We start from the raw sequence: 22,112 nt of genomic DNA, 5'->3' as shown, positions 1-22,112 counted from the left end.
TGGCGGCTACCCCACCGCATCCAGCGCCGCGCGGATCCGCCCGACCAGTTCGTCGATCTGCGCCCGATCGATGATCAGCGGCGGTGACAATGCGATGATGTCGCCGGTCACGCGCACCAGCAGGCCATCGTCGAAACAGCGGTGGAAAACCGCCTTGCCGCGCACGCCCGGCCCATCGGCGCATGAAGAAAGCTCGATCCCAGCGACCAACCCGATCGTGCGGATGTCGATCACATGGGGGGCATCGCGCAGGGAATGGATCGCATCGGCCCAATAATCCGCCAGTTCCCCGGCGCGCTCAAACAGCCCTTCTTGCCTGTAGGTATCGAGCGCCGCCAATCCGGCGGCGGCGGCCAGCGGGTGGCCCGAATAGGTGTAGCCGTGGAAGAATTCGATTCCCGGCGCGGCGTCATCCACCACCGCCGCATGGACATGATTGGCCACCGCCACCGCGCCCATCGGCACGGCGCCGTTGGTCAGCCCCTTGGCCATGGTGATCAGATCGGGTGTCACGCCGAAGGCCTGCGCGGCAAAGGGCGCACCCAGCCGGCCGAACCCGGTGATCACTTCGTCAAAGATCAGCAGGATGCCATGTTTGGCGGTAATTTCGCGCAGCCGCTGGAGATAGCCCTTGGGCGGCGCCAGCACGCCGGTCGATCCGGCCACCGGCTCGACGATCACCGCCGCGATCGTTTCCGCCCCGTGCAAGCCGACGATATCCTCCAGCGCGTCGGCCAGATGCGCACCCCATTCCGGCTCGCCGCGGGCAAACGCCTGATGGGCATGATCATAGGTGTGCGGCAGATGATCGACACCCGGCAAGGTCAGGAACGTGCGGCGGTTATTCACCAGCCCGCCCACCGAAACCCCGCCGAAATTGACGCCATGATAGGCCCGCGCCCGCCCGATCAGCCGGGTCCGGGTCCCCTGCCCCCGCGCCCGCTGGTAGGCGAGCGCGATCTTGAGCGCGCTGTCCACCGCTTCGGACCCCGAATTGGTGAAAAACACATGGTCCATCCCCTCGGGCGCGAGATCGGCGACCCGGCTCGCCAGCTGGAACGCCAGCGGGTGGGCGAGGTTGAAGGTCGGCGCGAAATCCAGCTCGCCCGCCACGGCGCGGATCGCCTCCACAATGCGGGGCCGCGTGTGGCCGGCATTGACGCACCACAGCCCGGCTGTGCCATCGAGGATGCGGTGGCCGTCGGCCGCCCAATAATGCATGTCCTGCGCGCGGACGAGCAGGCGCGGATCGGCCTTGAACCCGCGATTGTCGGTGAACGGCATCCAGAATGCGGACAGGTCATTGGGTGTTGCAACCATGATCACACCTTCAGCAGCAGATGGTCCCGCTCCCACGAACTGATCACGCCCTGATAGGCGTTCAGTTCGTCGGCCTTGATCAGCAGGAACGCACGGATGAATTTTTCGCCGAGCAGGTCGATCACCTCGGTGCAGGCGGTCAGCCGGTCGAGTGCTTCGTCCAGATTGCGCGGCAGGGTGCGCAGATGAAGATACGCATTGCCCTCCACCATCGGCGCCGGCTCGATCCGGTCGCGCACCCCGACATAGCCGCACACCAAGGACGCAGCCAGCGCCAGATAGGGGTTGGCGTCGGCCCCCGGCACGCGGTTTTCGACCCGCGTATTCGCCAGATCGGTTAGTGGTACGCGCAGGCCGCAACTGCGGTTGTCATAGCCCCATTGCAGGTTGATCGGCGCCGAATGGCCCGGCCGCATCCGCCTAAAACTATTGATATTCGGTGCAAATAATGGCGCACATTCGGGCAGGAACTTTTGCAGCCCGCCCACGAAGTGACGGAACGTCTCGCTCAACCCATCCGGTTTTTCACCAAAAAGGTTTTGCCCGGTCAATTTGTCGTTGGCCGAAATATGGAGATGCATGGCACTGCCCGGCTGATGTTCCATCGGCTTGGCCATGAACGTCGCATACACCCCATGTTTCAGCGCCACCTGGCGGACGATACGCTTGAACACCAGCACCTGATCGCACAGGTGGATCGGATCGCCATGGTTGAAGTTGATTTCCAGCTGGGCGGTGCCCGCTTCGTGGATCATCGTGTCGAGGTGGAGCGAGGCGGCCTCGGCCTGCTCGTAAATATCCTCGATCAGGTCCTCATATTCGGTCACCGCTTCCAGGCCATAGGGTTGCGGCGCGGTTTCCGATCGGCCCGATCGCCCGGCCGGCGGCTCCAGCGGCAGATCGGGATCGGTGTTGATCTTGGTGAGGTAGAATTCCAGTTCGGGCGCGATCACCACCTGCCAGCCGATCGCATCGTACAGCGCCAATATCTTTTTCAGCACATAACGCGGCGCGATTTCGAACGGATCGCCATTCTTGTGGTGCGCATCGGCGAACACGAAGGCGGTGGGCGTCTTGAATCCCGGCGCCACGCACAACGACCCGAAATCGGGATGCAACGACACGTCCGGATCGCTGTAGCTTTCCGCCGCGGTCGGCTCGTCGGCATATTCGCCGGTCACGGTGACGGCGAAGATGCTGCTGGGCATGCGGAGCGATCCGTTGTGCACCGATTGCAGGAATTTCTGCGCCGGCCACACCTTGCCGCGGATCACCCCGTTCATGTCGGGGACAAGGCATTCGATTTCATTGGTGCCGTTGGCGGCGATCCATTCGCGAAAGCTGCTGCTGCTCATGATCGCCTCTCCTGCCTCCCTGATTCACTGCAACGCGGTTCAGCCCAAAGTTTCGACCTCGACATGATCCGGCGCAGGCAGCGCCGCGAGGATCGGTGCCGCTGAATCAAGCGCGGCGCGGATGATCGCGATCATCCGGTCCACCTCATCGCGTGTGATCACCAAGGGCGGGCACATCACGATCGAATCGCGGATCGCGCGCACCATCAACCCGCCGGCGATGCACGCATCGCGCACCACCGGCCCGGCGGCGCCTTCCTTGCCGGTGAACCGCCGATTGGTGCCCTTTTGCGCGACGATCTCGACCGCGCCGATCAGCCCCAGACTACGCGTTTCGCCCACCAGCGGATGATCATCCAGGCTCTTCAGCGCGTTGGCGAAATACGGCCCGATATCGCGCGCGACACGATCGACCAGCCCTTCGCGCTCGATGATCTCCAGATTGCGCAGGGCCACGGCGGCCGCCACCGGATGCCCCGAATAGGTGTAGCCGTGGACGAAATCCTCGTCGCTTGCCCGCAGGGTGGCCACGATCTCGCGGCTAACGGCGGTGGCCGAAATCGGCTGGTAGCCCGACGACAGCCCCTTGGCCATCGAGACGATATCGGGCGTGAAGCCAAACCGCTGGAATCCAAACCATTTACCCAGCCGGCCAAAGCCGGTGATCACCTCGTCGGCGACCAGCAATATGCCATATTTGCGGCAGATCGCTTCCACCCGCGCCCAATAGCCCGGCGGCGGGATGATCACGCCCCCTGCCCCTTGCACCGGTTCGCCGATGAACGCCGCCACCTTGTCCGGCCCCACCGCCAATATCCGCGCCTCGATGTCATCAGCGGCGCGCGCGGCGAACGCTTCCGGCTCCTCGCCAAAGCCTTCGCCAAAGCCATAAGGCTGCATCACATGTTCGACGCCCGGGATCGGCAGGCAGCCCTGGGCATGCATGAACGCCATTCCGCCGAGACTCGCCCCCGCCACGGTCGATCCATGATAGGAATTGCGCCGGCTGATGAAGATCTGCCGTTCGGGCTGGCCCTTCAACGTCCAGTAATGGCGCACCAGGCGGAACACGGTGTCGTTCGATTCCGACCCGGATGAATTGAAGAAGATATGCTGCAATTCGCCGCCCAGCAGCCCGGCCAACTTGGTCGCCAGTTCCACCGCCGGCACCGTCGCGGTGCGGAAGAAGCTGTTATAATATGGCAGTTCGAGCATCTGTTCATAGGCGACCCGAGCCAGTTCCTCGCGGCCATAGCCCACCGCGACGCACCACAGGCCGGCCATCCCGTCGAGGATCGCATGGCCATCGCCGTCCCAGATCGTCGATCCTTCGGCACGGGTGATGATCCGGCTGCCGCCCAGATCCTGAATCAGCTTGTAATTGGCCTGCGCGGGCAGGTGATGGGCGATATCCTGCTTGCGCAAGGCGGGAATGTCATAATTGCGCACGGTCACACGCCTTTCTTTGCTGGGGCCGCCGCGATCGCGTCACCACGCAGCACCCGGCCCAAAATCCCAAAAAATCCGGTGGAGGCCGCGTCCCGGTCGCTCTGCCATTCGGGGTGCCATTGCACCGCCAGAACGGGCGCACCGCCGGGGCTGGCGGATACCGCCTCGATCACCCCGTCGGGCGCCGCCGCCTCCACGGACAGCCCTTCACCCAGCCGCTCCACCCCCTGGAAATGCACCGAATTGACGGTCAGCCCATCGCGCCCGAACGCCCGCGCCAGCACGCCGCCGGGGGTTAACCTGACGTCATGGCGGTGCGCGAACATCGCATCCAGCGGCACGCCCTCGGCCGCGTGGTGCGGCAACGCCCGCGCCGGATCACCCAGGCCGCGGTCCAGCGTGCCGCCGAACGCCACATTGATTTCCTGAAACCCCCGGCAGATGCCGAACACTGGTTTGCCGAGCGCGATCATCGCATCGATCAGCGCCAGGCTCATCTCGTCGCGGGCCGGATCGAACGGGCCATTGCCATCGGCATCGCCATAGCGCGCCGGATCGACATTGGACGGGCTACCCGTCAGCAACAGCCCGTCGATCCGCGCCGCCGCCTCGCTCGCTCGCATCAGATCGGGCCGCGCCGGGATCAGCAGGGCCGCCGCATCGGCATGGCGCATCGCCGCTTCCATATAGCGGTCGATCACCACCTGCGCCGTCTCCTCGCCAAAGGGGCGGTTGCACGCGCTGATGCCCAGGAGCGGACGGGTCATGCAGCCCCTCGCTCTTTCCCGTCACCCTGAACTTGTTTCAGGGTCCATCGTGCCACACCCACCGTCGGCGCTTGTGGAAAGATGGATGCTGAAACGAGTTCAGCATGACGAATAAGAAAGGAGCCCCTCCCCCTCACGACAGCAGCACCGCCGGCGATCGCGGGTGCCAGGCCAGCCACACCGGCTGATCCCAGTCGAACCCCTGTTCTTCATAGCGCGCGACGTTGGACCGCAGCACCTTCACCCGCTGGCCGCTGGCCACCGCCACGTCATACACCGTCTCGCTGCCGAGATAGGAGATGTGGCAGATCATCCCCGGCACCACATTATGCCCGTCGGGCACCCCCGCCACCACCGGCGGCAGGCCCCCTTCGGGGCGGTGGAGCATTTCGATCTTTTCCGGCCGGATCGCCGCCCACACCGTCGCGCCCGTCGCCCCGGTCACCCCATGGTCGACATAGATGGGCGCGGACAAAGCGGGTGAGGTGACGACGGCATGGCCCGGCTCGTCCACCTCCAGCCGGCCTTCGAACATGTTCACGCTGCCGATGAAATCGGCGACGAAGCGGTTGGCGGGATATTCATACAGATCGTTGGGGCTGGCCACCTGTTGCAGCAACCCCCGGTGCATCACCGCGCAGCGCGTGGCCATCGCCAGCGCCTCATCCTGATCGTGCGTCACCATCACGAAAGTGACGCCAACCTTGTCCTGAATCTGCGCCATTTCCGATCGCATCGCCTCGCGCAGCTTGGCGTCGAGCGCGGACAGCGGCTCGTCCAGCAGCAGCACGCGCGGCCGTTTCACCAGCGCGCGGGCCAGCGCCACCCGCTGGCGCTGCCCGCCCGAAAGCTGATCGGGCTTGCGATCCTCGAACCCATTGAGCTTCACCAGCGACAGCGCATCGGCCACGCGCGCTGCGCGCTCATCCTTGGGCACGCCGTCCATGCGCAGGCCGTACGCCACATTGTCGGTGACGTTCATGTGCGGGAACACCGCATAGGATTGGAACACCATGTTCACCGGCCGCTTGTTCGGCGGCACCGTGCTCATATCCGCCCCGTCGATCAGGATGCGCCCCTCGGTCGGGATCTCAAGCCCGGCGAGCATCCGAAGCAACGTCGTCTTGCCGCAGCCCGAAGGGCCGAGCAGTGCGAAGAACTCGCCCTCCTCTATCTCCAGATTGACGTCATCGACCGCGGTGAAATGGCCGAAACGCTTGGTCAGCCCTTCGATCCGTATCAGGGTTTTTCCGGTCATCACGCGCCTCCGCTCTTGGCGACTTCGCGCCCCTGCAGTTTCAACCCCACCGCCGTCAGCAGCACCGTCACCACGATCAGCACGGTCGACGCGGCATTCACTTCCGGGGTCACCGAAAACCGCACCATCGAATAGACCTTCACCGGGAATGTCACCGTATCCGGCCCGGCGGTGAAGAAGGTGATGACGAAATCATCGAGGCTCAGCGTGAACGCCAGCAATGCGCCCGCCACCAGCGCCGGGCGCATGTGCGGCACCAGCACGTCCATGAACGCGCGCCATTCGCTCGCCCCCAGATCCTTGGCCGCTTCCTCCAGCTCGCGATTGAACGAAGCCAGGCGCGCGCGGACGATGACGGCCACGAACGGGAAGCAGAAGGATACGTGCGCGATGATGATCGCGCCCAGGTTGAACGGCCACGGCAAGCCGGTAGGCCAGGGCATGACCCGCGAAAAGAACACCAGCATCGCCACGCCCATGCAGATTTCGGGCACCACGATCGGCAGCGCCAAGGTCCCTTCGAACCCGGCCTTGAACGGGAACCGGAACCGCCAGCACGCCACCGCCACCAGTGCGCCCAGCACCACGCTGATCGCGGTGGCGACGGCGGCGATCGTCAGCGAATTGGTGAACGCCTCGAACAGGCTCGCATTGCGGAACGCCTTGAAATACCAGTCGAAGGTAAATCCGGTCCAGACGATGTTGCGTTTGCTCTCGTTGAAACTGAACACCATCAAGGTGACAAGCGGCGCGTAGAGGAAGATCGTGACCAGCAATACCCAGATGCGCAGCGGCCAGCGCCGGAAATAATCGAGCGGGCCGGCCGGTTCGCGGGGTTGCCGGCCGATCATGGCGCCATCCTCCGGCGGCGGTTGGACAACAGCGCCTGTCCCGCGATCGCGATGAAGGTCAGGTACATCAGGATGAACGACAAAGCCGCGCCGAACGGCCAGTCATTCGCGCGCTTGAACTGGCGTTCGATGACGTTGGCGATCATCTGGCTGTCCGGCCCGCCCAGCAAATCGGGGGTCAGATAGCTGCCGAGCGCGGGGATGAAGGTGATCAGCAAGCCCGACATGATCCCCGGCAGCGCCAGCGGCACCACCACCTCCCAGATCGTCCGCAGATGCCCCGCACCCAGATCGAGGCTCGCTTCCAGCAAGGATCGGTCGAGCCGGTCGAGCGCTGCGTACAGCGGCAGCACCAGGAACGGCAGGTTGACGTAAACCAGCCCCAGCACCACCGCGAAATTGTTATGCAGCAGCGGTAGCGGCTCGAAATTCTGGCCGAGCGCCTCGGCGAACCAGCCCAATGTCGAATTGACGTAACCCTCGCGCCGCAGCACCGCCATCAGCGCATAGGTTCGGATCAGAAGGTTGGTCCAGAAGGGCAGCATGATCAGCAGCAGCAGCCACGCCTTGGCCCGGTCCGGCGCGAAGGTGATCGCCAGCGCCACGGGAAAGCCGATCACCAGGCACAGCAGGGTGGTGATCGTCGCCATGCCCAGCGATTTCAAGAAGATATCGAGGTAAACCGGGTCCGCCGCACGCACATAATGGCGGAACGTGCCGCTGATTTCGATCGTCGTCGGCCCGGTATTCTGGCCGAAGCTGTACGCCCAGACGATCGCCAGCGGCACGACGAAGAAGACGAACAGCCACAAGGCCGGCGGCGAAAAGATCACCGCGAAGGGGCCTTTGGCGCGTTTCCAGTCCTCTTCCATCACTCCGCCCCCCACGTCACGCGTTGTGCAGATACCAGTCATGATCGAGCGCCGAGACCTGCTCCATGAAGCGGGTCTGTTCGGTGCGTTTGACGATGGTGAACATGTCGACCGTGCGATCGCCGAGATAGTCGCGCAGCACCGCCGATTGTTCGAACAATCGCACCGCATCGAACCAGTTGGTCGGCAGGCTCGTTCCGGCTGCCGCCGCTGCGGCATAGCCGTCGCCCGTCACCGCCGGCCCCGGATCGATTTTGTGGGTGATGCCGTGATGGACCGCCGCCAGCAGCGCCGCGACCGCCAGATACGGGTTGGCATCGGCCCCGGCCACACGATGTTCGATATGGCGGGTGTGCGGCAGGCCAGCGGGCACCCGCAAGGCGACGGTGCGGTTGTTCACCCCCCAGGTCGGTGCGGTGGGCGCATAGCTGTTGGCCTTGAACCGGCGATAGCTGTTCATGTTCGGCGCAAAGATCGCCATGCTTTCGGCCAGCAACGCCCCCATCCCGCCGATCGCGTGGCGCAGCATCGGGGTTCCTGCCACATCGTCGGCGGCAAACAGATTGAGGCCCTGCCCGTCCGCCAGGCTGACATGCAGATGCAGCCCGCTGCCGGCGCGATCGGCCCAGGGTTTCGCCATGAAGGTGACGTCGCAGCCGTGGTTCTTCGCCACCCCCTTGGCCGCGCGCTTATAGGCGACCGCATCGTCGGCGGCGCGCAGCGCATCGCCCTTATGCTTCAACGTCAGTTCCAATTGCCCCGGCGCGCATTCCGAAATCACGCCTTCGAGCGGTATGCCCTGCGCGTCGCACGCCGCCCACAGATCGCGCAGGAAAGGCGACGCTTCCTCCACCTGCGGCAGGCCATAGACTTCGGTTGCGGTGGCCATCCCGCGCGGCAGGCGGACCGATCCATCGCGCCCGCGCCGCCCGTCGACCAGATAGAATTCCAGTTCGCATGCCACCACCGGGGTCAGCCCATCGGCGGTGAAACGATCAATCACACGGCTCAAAATCGCGCGCGGGTCCAGCTCGCACACCGCCCCATCCAGTTCGTGGAGCGAACACATCAGCTGGCCGACATCATCGCCCAGCCACGGCGCCGGCACGATCCCGCCCGGCACCGGCCGCGCCCGCCGATCGGCGTCGCCATCTTCCCAGACCAGGCCGGTATCCTCGCAATCGCGGCCGGTGATATCGACCACCTGGATCGATCCCGGCAGGAAACGGCCATAATCATATACCGCCTCCACCTCATGCCGCCTCAGCCTTTTGCCGCGCGGCACGCCCGAAAGGCCGGTGAAGAACACATCGAACAAGGCAATATGCGGATGGGCGGCCAGAAACGCCCGCCCTTCCGCCGGATCGGCGACAAAACCCGCCGGGATCGCCGCCTTCGTCATGCAGCACCCCCGCGCAAGGTGAAGGTCACCGCCTTCAGATCGGCATATTTTTCCATGGCATGCAGGCTCCGGTCGCGGCCGAAGCCCGATTGCTTGAAGCCGCCGAACGGCATGGTGATATCATCGGCATCCCAGCCATTGACCCACACCTGCCCCGCCTTCAACGCCCGCGTCGCGCGGTGCGCGCGATCCAGATCGGCGGTCCACACCCCTGCCGCCAGGCCATAAACCGTGTCGTTGGCGATCCGGTACGCCTCGGCCTCATCGGTAAAACCGATCACGCCCAATACCGGGCCGAACACCTCTTCCCGCGCCAGCGTCATATCGGGTCGGACCCCATCGAAGATTGTCGGCGCGACATAGAATCCCCCGGTTTCGGCGCGCACCTGCCCGCCGCCCAGCACCAGCCCGGCCCCTTCGGCCTGCGCGGTTGCGATGTAGCGCAGCGCCGTCGCCATCTGCCGTTCGCTCACCATCGCGCCAAAGCGGGTGGCCGGGTCCAGCGGATCGCCGGCTTCGATCCGGCCGGCAATCTTCACCACTTCGGCGGTGAAATCGGCGCGGATCGATTCATGCACCAGCAGCCGGGATGCCGCCGTGCACACCTGCCCCTGGTTGTAAAACACGCTCCACGCCGCACTGCGCGCCGCCGCCGCCATGTCGGGGCAATCGGGAAAGATGATCTGGGGCGATTTGCCCCCCAGTTCCAAACTCACCCGTTTCAGGTTGCTCTGCCCCGAATATTGCATCAGCAGCCGGCCGACGACGCCCGATCCGGTGAACGCGATCATGTCGACGTCCATGTGCAGCGCCAGCGCCTTGCCCGCCGTTTCGCCAAGCCCCGGAACGACGTTGAACACGCCCGGCGGCAAACCGGCTTCCAGCGCCAGTTCGGCCACCCGGATCGCCGTCAGCGGCGATTGTTCGGCCGGTTTCAGCACCACCGAATTGCCCGTGGCCAGCGCCGGGGCCACCTTCCACATCGCCATGTGCAGCGGAAAATTCCACGGCACGATCGCGCCGATCACGCCCAGCGGTTCATGCACCGCATAAGACAGCCGTGACGGGTGATGCGGGCCAACCTCGCCATACACCTTGTCCAGCGCCTCGGCATAATAACGCACGCTGTCGATCGCCAGCGGCACATCCACGCTGCGCGCATCGCGGATCGGCTTGCCGGTATCCAGCGCCTCCAGCAGCGCCAGTTCGTCGGCATGGGCCGCCATCCGATCGGCAAAAGCGTGCAGGATCGCCTTCTTCGCCTTGGCCGCCAGATTGCGCCAGCGGCCATCATCGAATGCGGCGCGCGCCGCGGCCACCGCCGCATCCACGTCCGCTGCGTCCCCGGCGGCGACATGGCCGATCACCCGGCCATCACGCGGGCCGATATTGGCAAAGGTCGCGCCTGAACGTGCCGCAACGGCAGCGCCGTCGATCACCGCCAGCGCAGGCAGCGCCAGCGCCTCTATCTGTGCGAGATTGCCGGTCAGATCCTGTGCCACGATCCGCTAACCCCCATCTGTGATCACACCATAAACGGCTGCGCGGTGCGTGGAAACCCCACCATTTACGCACCGCCACCCGGTCGCTTTGCGCGACTCCATTCACTTGATTGCCTTATCCGTCCTATCGACCGATAGTGTCATCCGCATTGCCGCCTTTTCCGGGCGGTGCGCAACCGGGATGCCGCCCTTGGATCGACCACGCGTCCGCATCAATGCCATCGGCACCGCCGCCCCCGATCACGACATCCACGCCGCCTTTCAGGACTGGGCCGAAACCCGCATATCCGATCGGGATCGCGCGCTGTTTCAGCGCATGGCCCAGCGGTGCGGCATCCAGCACCGCTGGTCGGTGCTGCCGCGCGCCGATGGTGGCGGATCGCCGATCGAACCCGGCGGCTTCTATGCCGGCGAAACCCTGCCCCTCACCGGCGCGCGTATGGATCGATATGCGCAGGCCGCCCCCGCCCTCGCGCTCGATGCGATCGCGGCTTTGGCCGAAAAGACGCCGATCGAAGGCATCACCCATCTCGTCGTCGCCAGTTGCACCGGCTTTGTCGCGCCCGGCATCGATCAGATCATCGCGGCCCGGCTGCGGCTTGGTGGCGCGGTCGAACGCACGCTTGTCGGCTTCATGGGCTGCTATGCCGCCGTCTCGGCGCTCCGCGTCGCCCGCCACATCGTCCGCTCCGATCCTGCCGCCCGCGTGCTGGTGGTGACGGTGGAATTGTCGACGCTTCACCTCCAGCCCGATACCGCGCTCGAACCCTTGCTGGCGATGCTTCAGTTCGGCGATGGCGCGGCGGCGGCATTGGTGACGGCCGATGGCCCCGGCCTTGGCCTCGATCGATTTTTTGCCGCCACCCTGCCCGGCACCGACGAACTGATCCGCTGGCGGATCGGCGATCAGGGCTTTGCCATGCATTTGTCGGGCGAAGTGCCCGGCCGGATCGGCCATGCGCTCGCCGATCGGGATTTCCGCGCCATCCTCACCGGCGAACGCGATCCCGCCGCCATCGGCAACTGGGCGGTTCATGCCGGGGGTCGCTCGATCCTCGATGCCGTGGAACATGGCCTTGGCCTGCCGTCCGCCTCGCTCGCCGCCTCGCGTTCGGTGCTGGCCCAGTTCGGCAACATGTCGTCGGCCACCTTGATGTTCGTGCTGGCCGATATGCTGGCCACCGGCATCACCGGCGATGGCGTTGCGCTCGCCTTCGGCCCCGGTTTGGCCGCCGAAGGATTCGGATTCGGGCCGGCCCGATGAATCAGGCCCCACCCCGCCATCCCCGCGAAGGCGGGGATCCATAACCCCAGCCGTCCGCAATGAATCACCCATCGGCCATCCGGCATGATCTCGCTCGCCATCCGATCGCGCGAAGACGAACAGATGGACGATCCCGCGCTCCCGCCCGCCGAATATGCGGCGGTTCTGGCCGATCTGGCGCAGGTGAATCGCGTCACCATGGCCGCCCGGCCAACGATTCACTTTCTGGCCCGCGCGCTGGCCGGCCGGCGCCATGTCCGCCTGCTCGATGTCGGTTACGGCCAGGGCGATATGCTGCGCCACATTGCCCGCTGGGCGAACCGTCATGGCGTCACCGCCGATCTGGTCGGGGTCGATCTCAACCCCAACAGCGCGCCCGCCGCCCGTGCCGCCACCCCGGCGGACATGCCGATCGATTACCGCACCGGCGATTATGCCGCGCTGGCCGGTGGTGGCTTCGATGTCATCGTCAGCAGCCTTGTCGCCCATCATATGACCGATGCGCAGCTTGCCGCTTTCCTGCGCTTCATGGAAACCGAGGCGGCGGTCGGCTGGATGGTCAACGATCTCCACCGCCACCGCTTCGCATATGCCGGATTCCCGCTGCTGGCCGCTATGATGCGCTGGCATCCGATCGTCGCGCATGATGGCCGCCTGTCGATCGCGCGCGCGTTCCGCCGCGATGATTGGCGGGCGATTCTGGACGGCGCCGGCATCGGGCCGGCCGCCCGATCCGCGCGGATCGTCCGCCATTTCCCCTTCCGGTTATGCGTCGAACGGACGCGCTGATCGTCGGCGGCGGGCCCGCCGGTTGTGCCGTGGCCATCGCGCTGGCCAAAACCGGCGTTCGGCCGCTGCTGATCGAACGGCACACCGCGCCACAGCAGATCGTCTGTGGCGGCTTCCTTGGCCATGACGCGATCACCGAATTGGCGGCGCTGGGTATCGATACGGCCGCGCTGGGCGCGCGGCCGATCCAGCGGGTCCGCTTGTGCGTCGGCACGCGCATCGCCGAATCCGCCCTGCCCTTCGCCGCCGCCGGCCTGTCGCGGGTCACGCTCGATGCCGCCCTGCGCGCCCGCGCGGTTGAATCGGGGGCGATCGTCGAAATCGGCCGCGCCGCGCGCGCGCTTGATCCAGGCGATGGCCGTCATGGCGTCATCCGTCTCGACGATGGCGCCACCATGGGCGCCGATGCGATCTTCCTCGCCACCGGCAAGCATGATCTGCGCGGCGCGGCGCGGCCCCGCGATGCGCTGGGCGCAGATCCCGCCGTCGGCCTGCGCACCCGCCTGGCCCCCACCCCGGCGCTGGCCGCCGCGCTCACCGGCGTGATCGAACTCCACGCCTTCGATCGCGGCTATGCCGGGTTGCTGTTGCAGGATGATGGCTCGGCCAATCTCTGCCTGTCGGTCGCCCGCTCGCGCCTGTTGGAATCGGGCGGCAATCCAACAGCCCTCACGGCCGCCCTCATCGCCGAATCCCCCCATCTCGCCCGCCGCCTTGCCGCCGCTGCGGCCATCGCCGATTGGCAAGCCGTTTCCAACATTCCCTATAATTGGTGCGCGTCCGGCCTCAACGAGACACTCTACCGCGTCGGCGATCAGGCCGCCGTCATCGCCTCGCTCGCTGGCGACGGCATCGCCATCGCCATCGCCAGCGGCCGCGCCGCCGCCGCCGCCTGGCGGGCGGGCGAAACTCCGGCCCGCCACGCCAGCGCCTTCGCCACCCGCGCCCGCCGCCCGCTCGCCATCGCCGGGGCGATCCGTTCGCTCGCCGAACATCGCCATCGCACCCTCCTCGTGCGCGCCGCCGCCCTGCCGGGCGTGATGGCCATCGCCGTCCGGCTAACCCGTATCAGCCATTGACCACAGCCCGGCCGCGACCCACATTTCCGATCATGGAACGACTCGATCTATCCGAGCAGGAATGGCGCAAGCGCCTCACCGCCGAACAATATCATGTGCTGCGCGAAGCCGGCACCGAACGCGCGTTCAGCGGCATCTATGCCGATAACAAGGCGCCCGGCCTGTACCGCTGCGCCGGGTGCGGCGCGGTGCTGTTCGACAGCGACGCCAAATATGATTCGGGCAGCGGCTGGCCCAGCTTCACCCACCCGTTCAGCGCAGCCGCGGTGACGGAGCATGCCGACGTCAGCCATGGCATGCGCCGGGTGGAGGTCCGCTGCGCGAAATGCGACGGCCATCTCGGCCATGTCTTCCCCGACGGGCCAGGCCCCGAAGGCCTGCGCTACTGCATGAACAGCGTATCGCTCGACTTCAAGGGCCGGGGCGACTGACCGGCATACCGGGGGTTTTGCATCCGTTGGCCGCGTCCCCGCTTGTGGCGCGGCGGCGAACGCACTAATCCCCCGATCCACCAATGGCAGCCAAGCGTCCCCGACCCAAAAGAGGCCCAGTGTGGGGCGCAACCGTGAAGATGGCCAAATATGGCCTGTTCGCGGGATTGGCGGCGTTCGCCGCCTTGATCGTCGCGGTACTGATCGCGCGATCGACGCTGCCCAGCTATCAGGAACTGCAATCGTCGCCCAACGGGCAGATGATCCGCGTCCACGCCGCCGACGGCACGGTGATCGTCTCGCTCGGGCCAAGCTACGGCCAGTGGATCCCGTTCGATCGCATCCCGCAGCCGATGAAGGATGCGATGGTCGCGACGGAAGATCGCCGTTTCCGCATGCACCCCGGCGTCGATCCGATCGCGCTGGTGCGTTCGGTGATGGTACGGGTCGAACGCGGCCGCTGGGTGCAGGGGGGATCGACGATCACCCAGCAGCTGGCGCGCAACATCTTCCTCACCAACACCCGCACCTTCGGCCGCAAGTTCCGCGAATGGATTCTTGCGCTGGCGATGGAGCGCAAATTTTCGAAGAACGAGATTCTCGAACTCTATCTCAACCGCGTCTATTTCGGCGGCGGGGCGTATGGCATCGACGCAGCCAGCCGCAAATTCTTCGGCCATCCCGGCAGCGAGCTGAGCCTGGGCGAAGCCGCGATCATCGCCGGCCTGGTCAAGGCGCCATCCAATTATTCGCCCACCGCCGATGCAGAGGCCGCGATCGGCCGGGCATCGGTCGTGCTTGGCCTGATGCGCGAACAGGGCATGATCACGCCCGGCGAGATGGCGGAAGCCAACCCCATCAACGTCAAGCTCGCGCCCGAGCCGCGCCAGAACAGCGTGCGTTATTTCACCGATTGGGCGCTCGCCCAGCTCGATACGATCGTCGAAGAAACGACCCAGCCGATCGACGTGTGGACAACGCTTGATCTGAAGATGCAGGCCGCCGCCGACGCGGCGATCCGCGCGAACACCCCCGAAGGATTGCAGGGCGCGCTGGTGTCGCTCGATCAGGATGGTGCGGTACGCGCCATGGTCGGCGGCAAGGATTATGTGTCGTCGATCTACAACCGCGCGACGCAGGCGGTCCGCCAACCGGGTTCGGCGTTCAAGCTGTTCGTCTATCTCGCCGCGCTGGAAAACGGCCACACGCCGCAGGATATGGTGGTCGATGAACCGATTAACATCGCCGGGTGGAGCCCGCGCAATTCCAGCCGCCGCTTTTCCGGCGAGATCGATATCCGCACCGCGTTCGCCTTCTCGATCAATACCGTGGCAGCCAAGCTCGGCCAGGAAGTGGGCTTTTCCACCGTCGCCGATATGGCGCGTCGCTTTGGCATCACCACCCCGGTCAACACGCATCCGTCCATGGTGCTCGGCACGTCCGACGTCCGCCTGATCGACATGACCCGCGCCTTCGCCGCCGTCAGCCGCAAGGGCATTGCGGTCGTCCCCTACGGTATCGTCAAGGTGACGACCGGGCAGGGCGAAATCCTCTACGAACATCAGCCCGATGATCAGCGCGTGCTGGTGGCGCCCTATGTCGCAGCCCAGATGACCGATCTGCTCCAGACCGCGGTCAACACCGGCACCGCGCGCGCAGCGCAGATCGGCCGGCCGGTGGCGGGCAAGACCGGCACGACATCATCGAACAAGGATGGCTGGTTCCTCGGTTTTTCGAGCGGGATCACCACCGGTGTGTGGATGGGCCGCGACGATGCCAAGGCCGTCGGCGGCCTGCAGGGTGGCCGGGCACCGGCCACAGCCTTCCGCGATTTCATGAAGACCGCCGTCGCCAATCGCCCGATCGAGAAGTTCGACACCGAAGTCACCCTGCCCGAATGGCAGCTCGAGCCGGACGCCGAGGCCTATTATGGCGAACCGACCGAAGGCTTTGTCGATGAAAACGGTATGCCCGTTGCGACGGAACCCGCACCCGATGCGGATACCGCCCCGGCCGATGCGCCAGCGCCGGAAGCGCCGGGCGAACGGTTGGACGATCGCTGGCTCGATAGCGCGCTGGGCCGCAACCAGCGCCCCGAACGCCAGCCTCAGCCCTCTCGCCCCAACCAGTAAAGCGCCGCGCCATGGGTGCGCAGCCACGCCCGTTCGGGCGCGGGATCGCGGCCGAGCAGCCGATGGACCGCCGCGTGAAAGGCCGGGCTATGGTCCATGTGCAGCCGGTGCGCCACTTCATGCGCGACCGTCGCCTCGCGCACGGCGACCGGGGCAAGCACCAGCCGCCAGCTGTAGCGGATATCGCCGGATGACGAACAACTGCCCCAGCGCGCGCGCGGATCGCCCACCGCGACGCCCGCAACCGTAACCCCGGCACGATCCGCCACCGCCCGCGTTTCCGCGTCAAGCCGCACCAGGGCTTCGGCGCGCATCCAGCGCAGCAGCCGAGCGGCCACCGTATCGCGCGGGCCACCCAGCACGAACCGATCCTCGTCCAGCCGAACGGCGCGCGGCGCCCCTTCCTGCCAGTCGATCCGGCGCATCCGCCCTTCGAACGGGGCCTCGCCACCGGGCACCAGCAACGCCCCTTCGGGCAACCGGGCCAGGGCCGCCTCGATCCAGCCGCGTTTCGATTCCACCCAGTCGAGCGCATGGCGCAGCGCCGCCCGCTTGGGCATCGTCAGCCGCACCGTGCCATCGCGCGGATCGACCGCGAGGCGCAACGCCTTTGCCTGCGTCATGCGCCGCACGGTCAGCCGTCGTGTTCGTCCGCCGCCGGTGAAAACCGGATCAGAGGATCCGGTCGACAATATGATTCTCGAACTCGCCCGCTTCGCTCTCGGAAACCGTCCAGCCGCGAACCGACTGACCAGCGCGATGCACCGCTTCGCGATCGCCGCAAACAAGGTGATGCCATTCGGGAAGCGGGCGGCCTTCGTCGATCAGGCGGTAGGCGCAGGTTGTCGGCAGCCAGTCGATCTGGCGCAGTTTCACCGGTGTCAGGCGAACGCATTCGGGCACATAAGCGTGGCGATGTTTGTAATCGCTGCACTGGCCACTGCGCCGATCGAGCAGGCGACAGGCAATATTGGTGGGATAAAGTTCGCCGGTATCGTCGTCTTCAAGCTTGTGGACGCAGCATTTGCCACAGCCATCACACAGCGATTCCCATTCTGCCCGGCTCATCTTGTCCAGGGGGGTCGTTTCCCAGAAGGGCTTCACCGCACCCATTTCGCCAGCTCCGCCGCGATCTCCTCAGGCGTGCCATCCTGCGGGATCAGGGCAATCGGTTCGCCCTTCGGCCCGTACAACGTTGCCTGACGCGCATGATCGACCAGATAGGCATCGGGCGTGCCGCCGTCCGCCTTGCGGTAATATATCGCATATTCCTTGGCGACGGCGGCAATTTCCGCCTCACTGCCGGTCAGCCCGATCAGGCGTGGGTGGAACGCGGCCACATATTGCTTCAGCACCGCCGGGGTATCGCGCGCCGGATCGATGGTGATGAAGATCGGCTGGATCGTTTTGGCCTTCGCCGGATCCTGCTTTTCGAGCAGCTTCATGCCCTGCATCAGCTTTTGCAGGTCTACGGGGCAGACATCCGGGCAGAAGCTGTAGCCGAAATAGATCAGCCGATATTGCCCCGCGAATTGCGTATCGCTCACCTTCGCACCGGTCTGGCCGGTCAGGGTGAAGGGGCCGCCCATCTTCGCGCCGGCCAGCGGCGCTTCATCCGGCGCGGCCTGGCAGGCGACGAGGAGGAGGGGGAGGAGGGCGGTCAGAATGGCTTTGTTCATGGCAAGGCCAGCCATGCTTTGCTATTGGGCGGAGTGCAAGTCGGTCGCGTTCGACGGAGTAGGTGGATTGATGGATATGCGGAATTTCGGCCTTTCGGGGCGCTGGATCGCCGCGGCGATGGCGATGCTGCTGGCAACCACGCCCGCCTCGGCGCAATTTTCGGATTCTTACAAGTTCCTCAAGGCCGTGCGCGACAAGGACGGCGCCGTCGTCACCGAAATGATGGAAAAGCCCGGCGCGACGATCATCAACACCCGCGACTTTTCCACCGGGGAAAGCGGGTTGCACATCGTTATCAAGCGCCGCGATGCGCAATGGTTGAGCTTTTTGCTGGCCAAGGGCGCGAACCCCAATTTGCGCGATAGCGAAGGCAATACGCCGATGCTGACGGCGGCCCAGTTGCGCTTCGCCGATGGCATCCAGGTGCTGATCGACAAGAAGGCCGATGTGAACGGCGCGAATAGCCGGGGGGAAACCCCGCTGATCCTGGCGGTTCAGGCGCGCGATATTCCATCGGTTCGCATCCTGCTCGCCGCCGGCGCCAATTCCCGCCAGCCCGATCGTATCGCCGGCATGTCCGCGCGCGATTATGCCGCGCGCGATGGCCGTTCGGAAATGATCGTCAAGATGATCGATGACGCCAAGACGGTGAAACCCAAGGCCACCGTTGCCGGGCCGGTATTCTAAGGCCGCATAGTCACCCGATATCGATCAGGCCGGGGTCCAGCGCGCCCAGCATGCGCAAGGCCCCGCGCCGGGCGAAGCGCAATGTTTCGGCTTTGCGTCGGGCCGGCGGCATCGGGCGGTGCGCCGCTTCGCGGACAATGGCGGCATCATAGCGATCGGCGATGATCAGCCCGGCAATTTCTGGACGAAACCGGGGTTCTTCGAACGCACCGAGATCGAATCCCTGCGGCACCGCCCAGAAAAAACGGTCACAATAGTCCAGATAGTCAGGCCATTTGCCGTCACCGCGCAGATCTGCGCGTGATACCTTGATTTCGATGATGGTGATGTCGCCTTTGGCGTCGATCGCCAGCAAATCAGCGCGGCGGCCATTGCCCAGCGGCAACTCGCACAGCGCATAACTGTCCCGTCGATACAGCAGACGCGACACGCCACGGGCAACATCGCGGGCAAGCAGCGGAACATCGTCAAAGTCAGGGTCGGTGACCGCAGTCATTTCCGACCCTAGAACAAGATAGGAACGAATAAAAGTCGGGCTATGCCGCGGCCATCTCGTCGGCGATCCGCGCCGCCTCCGCACCGTCCAGTTCGAGCACCCACAGATCTGGATCGAAACGACGACGCCTGGCGATATATTCGGGCAGCGCGCCTGGCTGATCAGGGTCGGCCGGCCCCGTCGGCGTCCAATGATAAAGCCCACGCTCGTCGAGTGTGCGTTCGAGCACCGCGCGGGTTTCGCCCCGGTCGGCAATGATCAGAAGTATCGCCCCCGATGTTGCGTCCCCCTTGGCCAGCACCATGCCGCCGCCCCCGGCCGCTTCCATCCGGCGGATAAGCGCGGATACGAACAGGCCGGCAGCCAGCCGCGCCGTCATCAGGATGGCATGTCCGGGCGCAGATAGCCCGGCAGATCAGCCAGCGGGATCCGCGATCGCATGAACGTGCCGGTGCCGCGTGCCGCTTCCTCGCCATCCGCGTCGATCAATCGGGCTTCCGCCACCATCACGCGACGCCGGCCGCTGATCCAGCGGCCTTCGGCAATCACCTCGCCATCCTCGATCGGGCGGGTGAAGAACAGGTTGAACGCGGTCGTCAGCAGGAAATGTTCGCCGACCAGGCTGTTCGCCGCATAGAATGCGGCATCGTCGAGCATCTTGAAATAGATCGTCCCATGCGCGGCGGCCGCCGCATGGTGCACACGGCTGTCAACCGTGAAACGGATCCGCGCAAAACCCGGCTCGCTGATCTCCAGCCGGGATGGAAAGAGCTGGTTGATCGGGGCTGCCGCATAGAGCGATTCCAACGCACGAAAATGCGCTTCGCCGGGATGCTGTTCCGGTCGCCCCGCAATGTCCTCTTCAGGCGGCATCGCGCGTTTCGCCGCTGGCGAACAAGGCATAGAGCGCGTCTTCCGATCCGGCGCCCCGCAGCTTGGCCACGAAATTGCGGTCGCGCAGGCGACGGCTGACCCGCGCCAGCGCCTTCAGATGCTCCACCCCTGCATCAGGCGGCGACAATAGCAGGAAGACGAGATCGACGGGCATGTCGTCGATCGCGGCAAAATCGATCGGCGCGGCCAGCCGGGCGAAGACCCCGACGACGCGATCCAGCCCGTCAATCTTGCCGTGCGGGATCGCAACGCCGCCACCGAAACCGGTCGATCCCAGCCGCTCGCGCTCCGCAAGACGCTCGACCACCATTTTGGCGTCGAGCGCTGCAGATTTGGCGGCAATCGCCGCCAGTTGCTGGAAAAGCGATTTCTTGTTCGGAACCGCCAACCCGGCAAACACCGAACCAGGCGACAGAAGATCGCTGAGATCGTCCATCGCCCGGATCATGCCGGCGGATCCTTTCGCGTCGTAATTCACGTTTTCGCCAAATTCCCGTTCAGGCCGCGCGCTGCGGCTCTACCCAGCCGATCGAACCGTCGGTGCGACGATAGACCATGTTGTATGCCCCGGTCCCGCTGTTGCGGAACAAAAGCGCGGTGGTGTTGCGCAGATCGAGCATCATCACCGCGTCGGATACGCTCGCTTCGGGAACGTCGACCCGGGTTTCCGCGATGATCACCGGGTTATCGGCAACCGGAATCTCGTCCTCTTCATGCGCGCCGGCGCCGAAGACGGTGTATCCGGCGTCATATTCGACGCCGTTGACGGCGCCCGACCCCGAACTGTGCCGATCCTTCAGCCGGCGCTTGTACCGGCGCAGCTGCGTTTCGATGCGGTCCGCCGCCTGATCGAACGACGGGTGCGCCTCCATCCCATGGCCCGATCCTTTTAGGATCACGCCCTGCATCACATGCGCAACGATATCGCACGAGAACCCATTGTCGTGCGGTCCCTTGCCGAAGGTCACCTGGGCCGAAAGACTGCGTTGGAAATATTTGTCGGCGATGCCCTGTAGCCGTTCGTCGACATGCGCCCGCAGCGCATCGCCGGTATCGACCTGATGACCCGAAACGCGGATTTCCATGGCTTCACCTCCGATTTGATTGTGCAACCGCACCAGGGGTCGGAGCGGTCGCGGCCTTAGGCCCGGTCGCGTACCCGGTCAACCGGACTACGCCGTGCTATCCCACAACGGGTCGGCCAGCTTGGCGATAAATGCTTTGTGACGAAGCAGTTCCTCCTCGCTGGCCATGTGCGGTCTGGGAGTTCGCACCGGGCGTGATGTGCGCCATCCCGGATTGGTGGTGGCGCACATGTCCGACGGCGTTTCGGCCGCCGGCTCGCTCCTCAGCGACAGGCCGATCTGCCTGCCACCGGTGAGTTCGACATAAAGTTGCGAAAGCAGTTGCGCGTCCAGCAACGCGCCATGCTTCACACGATGGCTGCGATCGATGCCATAGCGGCTGCACAAGGCATCCAGCGAATGCTTCGCGCCGGGGTGGCGTTGCCGCGCGATCGCCAGGGTATCGATCATCCGCGTCAGGCTGATCGTTTCCAAGCCGCACTGTTCCAGCTCGGCGTTGAGGAAGGTGAAGTCGAACGTGGCGTTGTGCGCGACCAGCGGCGCATCACCGATGAAATCCAGCAACGCCCCGGCTTCATCGGCGAAACTGGGCTTGTCGGACAGGAATATCGCCGACAGTCCGTGCACCGCTTCGGCTTCGCTGGGCATCGAACGGTTGGGATTGAAATAGACGTGATGGGTGCGTCCCGTTTCAACCCGGTTCACGAGTTCGACACAGCCGATCTCGACGAGGCGGTGCCCATCCTTGGGGCTAAGGCCGGTTGTTTCGGTATCGAAGACGATCTCACGCATGTGAGTC

General features: G+C 65.3%; 24 protein-coding genes. 6 read left to right on the top strand and 18 right to left on the bottom strand.

The annotated features are described in order from the left end of the window. Window positions 1-6: 6 nt before the first annotated feature. The 9 genes from KC8_RS12620 to KC8_RS12580 all read right to left on the bottom strand — a co-directional run bounded on the left by KC8_RS12620 (window position 7) and on the right by KC8_RS12580 (window position 10,776). Window positions 7-1,320, bottom strand: a complete 1,314-nt coding sequence (locus KC8_RS12620; RefSeq protein WP_037494896.1) for an aspartate aminotransferase family protein — start codon at window positions 1,318-1,320, stop codon at window positions 7-9. A gap of 2 nt (window positions 1,321-1,322) precedes the next feature. After that, a complete protein-coding gene (locus KC8_RS12615) occupies window positions 1,323-2,675 on the bottom strand; it encodes a glutamine synthetase family protein (protein WP_010123085.1) in 1,353 nt (450 codons plus the stop codon). A gap of 39 nt (window positions 2,676-2,714) precedes the next feature. Then, on the bottom strand, window positions 2,715-4,130 hold the full coding sequence (locus KC8_RS12610) for an aminotransferase (RefSeq protein WP_010123086.1): 1,416 nt from the start codon (window positions 4,128-4,130) through the stop codon (window positions 2,715-2,717). Next, on the bottom strand, window positions 4,127-4,891 hold the full coding sequence (locus tag KC8_RS12605; RefSeq protein WP_010123087.1) for a gamma-glutamyl-gamma-aminobutyrate hydrolase family protein: 765 nt from the start codon (window positions 4,889-4,891) through the stop codon (window positions 4,127-4,129). Before KC8_RS12605 ends, KC8_RS12610 begins: the two co-directional genes overlap by 4 nt. A 133-nt stretch (window positions 4,892-5,024) precedes the next feature. After that, on the bottom strand, window positions 5,025-6,149 hold the full coding sequence (locus KC8_RS12600) for an ABC transporter ATP-binding protein (protein WP_010123088.1): 1,125 nt from the start codon (window positions 6,147-6,149) through the stop codon (window positions 5,025-5,027). Then, complete coding sequence (locus KC8_RS12595) at window positions 6,149-7,000, bottom strand: ABC transporter permease (RefSeq protein WP_010123089.1); 852 nt, start codon at window positions 6,998-7,000, stop codon at window positions 6,149-6,151. Before KC8_RS12595 ends, KC8_RS12600 begins: the two co-directional genes overlap by 1 nt. Beyond that, complete coding sequence (locus KC8_RS12590) at window positions 6,997-7,872, bottom strand: ABC transporter permease (RefSeq protein WP_010123090.1); 876 nt, start codon at window positions 7,870-7,872, stop codon at window positions 6,997-6,999. Before KC8_RS12590 ends, KC8_RS12595 begins: the two co-directional genes overlap by 4 nt. Before the next feature lie 16 nt (window positions 7,873-7,888). Next, on the bottom strand, window positions 7,889-9,274 hold the full coding sequence (locus KC8_RS12585; RefSeq protein ID WP_010123092.1) for a glutamine synthetase family protein: 1,386 nt from the start codon (window positions 9,272-9,274) through the stop codon (window positions 7,889-7,891). Beyond that, a complete protein-coding gene (locus tag KC8_RS12580; protein WP_010123093.1) occupies window positions 9,271-10,776 on the bottom strand; it encodes an aldehyde dehydrogenase in 1,506 nt (501 codons plus the stop codon). The genes KC8_RS12585 and KC8_RS12580 overlap by 4 nt, the downstream gene beginning before the upstream one ends. Before the next feature lie 190 nt (window positions 10,777-10,966). Here KC8_RS12580 and KC8_RS12575 point away from each other — a divergent pair, with 190 nt between their 5' ends. From KC8_RS12575 to KC8_RS12555, 5 genes are all read left to right on the top strand, one after another. Beyond that, a complete protein-coding gene (locus tag KC8_RS12575; protein ID WP_232455529.1) occupies window positions 10,967-12,040 on the top strand; it encodes a type III polyketide synthase in 1,074 nt (357 codons plus the stop codon). Between the two features lie 84 nt (window positions 12,041-12,124). Next, window positions 12,125-12,829, top strand: a complete 705-nt coding sequence (locus tag KC8_RS12570; protein WP_010123096.1) for a methyltransferase domain-containing protein — start codon at window positions 12,125-12,127, stop codon at window positions 12,827-12,829. Further along, window positions 12,808-13,908 (top strand): NAD(P)/FAD-dependent oxidoreductase, encoded by a 1,101-nt coding sequence (locus KC8_RS12565; RefSeq protein WP_010123097.1) that lies wholly within the window; start codon window positions 12,808-12,810, stop codon window positions 13,906-13,908. The genes KC8_RS12570 and KC8_RS12565 overlap by 22 nt, the downstream gene beginning before the upstream one ends. 32 nt (window positions 13,909-13,940) lie before the next feature. Beyond that, the gene (msrB, locus tag KC8_RS12560) at window positions 13,941-14,339 is read left to right on the top strand and encodes a peptide-methionine (R)-S-oxide reductase MsrB (RefSeq protein ID WP_010123098.1); all 399 of its coding nucleotides are present in this window, start codon (window positions 13,941-13,943) and stop codon (window positions 14,337-14,339) included. A 140-nt stretch (window positions 14,340-14,479) separates the two neighbouring features. Next, the gene (locus KC8_RS12555; protein WP_037494926.1) at window positions 14,480-16,471 is read left to right on the top strand and encodes a transglycosylase domain-containing protein; all 1,992 of its coding nucleotides are present in this window, start codon (window positions 14,480-14,482) and stop codon (window positions 16,469-16,471) included. Here the strand turns inward: KC8_RS12555 and KC8_RS12550 are convergent. From KC8_RS12550 to KC8_RS12540, 3 genes are read right to left on the bottom strand one after another with little or no spacing between them, the layout of a single operon-like run. After that, window positions 16,447-17,094: a M48 family metallopeptidase gene (locus KC8_RS12550; RefSeq protein WP_010123100.1), complete on the bottom strand. Its 648-nt coding sequence runs from the start codon at window positions 17,092-17,094 to the stop codon at window positions 16,447-16,449. The genes KC8_RS12555 and KC8_RS12550 overlap by 25 nt on opposite strands. Before the next feature lie 49 nt (window positions 17,095-17,143). Then, complete coding sequence (locus KC8_RS12545; protein ID WP_010123101.1) at window positions 17,144-17,584, bottom strand: YcgN family cysteine cluster protein; 441 nt, start codon at window positions 17,582-17,584, stop codon at window positions 17,144-17,146. Further along, window positions 17,572-18,150: an SCO family protein gene (locus KC8_RS12540; RefSeq protein WP_232455527.1), complete on the bottom strand. Its 579-nt coding sequence runs from the start codon at window positions 18,148-18,150 to the stop codon at window positions 17,572-17,574. The genes KC8_RS12545 and KC8_RS12540 overlap by 13 nt, the downstream gene beginning before the upstream one ends. A gap of 76 nt (window positions 18,151-18,226) precedes the next feature. On the opposite strand from KC8_RS12540, the gene KC8_RS12535 reads away from it, so the two are divergent. Continuing rightward, window positions 18,227-18,838 carry an ankyrin repeat domain-containing protein gene (locus KC8_RS12535; protein WP_010123104.1) on the top strand — a complete coding sequence of 204 codons (612 nt, stop codon included), beginning with the start codon at window positions 18,227-18,229 and terminating at the stop codon, window positions 18,836-18,838. Window positions 18,839-18,848: 10 nt separating this feature from the next. Here KC8_RS12535 and KC8_RS12530 read toward each other — a convergent pair whose 3' ends face one another. The 6 genes from KC8_RS12530 to dnaQ form a co-directional block, all read right to left on the bottom strand. Further along, window positions 18,849-19,334 carry an MmcB family DNA repair protein gene (locus KC8_RS12530; protein WP_010123105.1) on the bottom strand — a complete coding sequence of 162 codons (486 nt, stop codon included), beginning with the start codon at window positions 19,332-19,334 and terminating at the stop codon, window positions 18,849-18,851. Between the two features lie 40 nt (window positions 19,335-19,374). Next, the gene (locus KC8_RS12525; RefSeq protein WP_010123106.1) at window positions 19,375-19,713 is read right to left on the bottom strand and encodes a DUF1491 family protein; all 339 of its coding nucleotides are present in this window, start codon (window positions 19,711-19,713) and stop codon (window positions 19,375-19,377) included. Continuing rightward, window positions 19,713-20,207, bottom strand: a complete 495-nt coding sequence (locus KC8_RS12520) for a PaaI family thioesterase (RefSeq protein WP_010123107.1) — start codon at window positions 20,205-20,207, stop codon at window positions 19,713-19,715. The genes KC8_RS12525 and KC8_RS12520 overlap by 1 nt, the downstream gene beginning before the upstream one ends. Then, window positions 20,197-20,664: a PTS sugar transporter subunit IIA gene (locus KC8_RS12515; protein ID WP_029624207.1), complete on the bottom strand. Its 468-nt coding sequence runs from the start codon at window positions 20,662-20,664 to the stop codon at window positions 20,197-20,199. Before KC8_RS12515 ends, KC8_RS12520 begins: the two co-directional genes overlap by 11 nt. Window positions 20,665-20,725: 61 nt before the next feature. Then, the gene (gene hpf / locus KC8_RS12510) at window positions 20,726-21,313 is read right to left on the bottom strand and encodes a ribosome hibernation-promoting factor, HPF/YfiA family (protein WP_010123109.1); all 588 of its coding nucleotides are present in this window, start codon (window positions 21,311-21,313) and stop codon (window positions 20,726-20,728) included. 87 nt (window positions 21,314-21,400) lie between these two features. After that, window positions 21,401-22,105: a DNA polymerase III subunit epsilon gene (gene dnaQ / locus KC8_RS12505; RefSeq protein ID WP_010123110.1), complete on the bottom strand. Its 705-nt coding sequence runs from the start codon at window positions 22,103-22,105 to the stop codon at window positions 21,401-21,403. Window positions 22,106-22,112 lie beyond the last annotated feature (7 nt).

The sequence above is a fragment of the Sphingomonas sp. KC8 genome, assembly GCF_002151445.1.
In the GTDB taxonomy this organism is placed as follows: domain Bacteria; phylum Pseudomonadota; class Alphaproteobacteria; order Sphingomonadales; family Sphingomonadaceae; genus Sphingomonas_E.
This window is presented reverse-complemented; position numbering and strand designations above follow the sequence as displayed.

Excerpts from the sequence above, each read along its gene's own strand:
- KC8_RS12620 (WP_037494896.1), bottom strand. The coding sequence starts at position 1,320 with ATGGTTGCAACACCCAATGACCTGTCCGCATTCTGGATGCCGTTCACC.
- KC8_RS12615 (WP_010123085.1), bottom strand. The coding sequence starts at position 2,675 with ATGAGCAGCAGCAGCTTTCGCGAATGGATCGCCGCCAACGGCACCAAT.
- KC8_RS12605 (WP_010123087.1), bottom strand. The coding sequence starts at position 4,891 with ATGACCCGTCCGCTCCTGGGCATCAGCGCGTGCAACCGCCCCTTTGGC.
- KC8_RS12600 (WP_010123088.1), bottom strand. The coding sequence starts at position 6,149 with ATGACCGGAAAAACCCTGATACGGATCGAAGGGCTGACCAAGCGTTTC.
- KC8_RS12595 (WP_010123089.1), bottom strand. The coding sequence starts at position 7,000 with ATGATCGGCCGGCAACCCCGCGAACCGGCCGGCCCGCTCGATTATTTC.
- KC8_RS12590 (WP_010123090.1), bottom strand. The coding sequence starts at position 7,872 with ATGGAAGAGGACTGGAAACGCGCCAAAGGCCCCTTCGCGGTGATCTTT.
- KC8_RS12585 (WP_010123092.1), bottom strand. The coding sequence starts at position 9,274 with ATGACGAAGGCGGCGATCCCGGCGGGTTTTGTCGCCGATCCGGCGGAA.
- KC8_RS12570 (WP_010123096.1), top strand. The coding sequence starts at position 12,125 with ATGATCTCGCTCGCCATCCGATCGCGCGAAGACGAACAGATGGACGAT.
- KC8_RS12565 (WP_010123097.1), top strand. The coding sequence starts at position 12,808 with ATGCGTCGAACGGACGCGCTGATCGTCGGCGGCGGGCCCGCCGGTTGT.
- msrB (WP_010123098.1), top strand. The coding sequence starts at position 13,941 with ATGGAACGACTCGATCTATCCGAGCAGGAATGGCGCAAGCGCCTCACC.
- KC8_RS12555 (WP_037494926.1), top strand. The coding sequence starts at position 14,480 with ATGGCCAAATATGGCCTGTTCGCGGGATTGGCGGCGTTCGCCGCCTTG.
- KC8_RS12550 (WP_010123100.1), bottom strand. The coding sequence starts at position 17,094 with ATGACGCAGGCAAAGGCGTTGCGCCTCGCGGTCGATCCGCGCGATGGC.
- KC8_RS12545 (WP_010123101.1), bottom strand. The coding sequence starts at position 17,584 with ATGGGTGCGGTGAAGCCCTTCTGGGAAACGACCCCCCTGGACAAGATG.
- KC8_RS12540 (WP_232455527.1), bottom strand. The coding sequence starts at position 18,150 with ATGAACAAAGCCATTCTGACCGCCCTCCTCCCCCTCCTCCTCGTCGCC.
- KC8_RS12535 (WP_010123104.1), top strand. The coding sequence starts at position 18,227 with ATGCGGAATTTCGGCCTTTCGGGGCGCTGGATCGCCGCGGCGATGGCG.
- KC8_RS12530 (WP_010123105.1), bottom strand. The coding sequence starts at position 19,334 with ATGACTGCGGTCACCGACCCTGACTTTGACGATGTTCCGCTGCTTGCC.
- KC8_RS12525 (WP_010123106.1), bottom strand. The coding sequence starts at position 19,713 with ATGACGGCGCGGCTGGCTGCCGGCCTGTTCGTATCCGCGCTTATCCGC.
- KC8_RS12520 (WP_010123107.1), bottom strand. The coding sequence starts at position 20,207 with ATGCCGCCTGAAGAGGACATTGCGGGGCGACCGGAACAGCATCCCGGC.
- KC8_RS12515 (WP_029624207.1), bottom strand. The coding sequence starts at position 20,664 with ATGGACGATCTCAGCGATCTTCTGTCGCCTGGTTCGGTGTTTGCCGGG.
- hpf (WP_010123109.1), bottom strand. The coding sequence starts at position 21,313 with ATGGAAATCCGCGTTTCGGGTCATCAGGTCGATACCGGCGATGCGCTG.
- dnaQ (WP_010123110.1), bottom strand. The coding sequence starts at position 22,105 with ATGCGTGAGATCGTCTTCGATACCGAAACAACCGGCCTTAGCCCCAAG.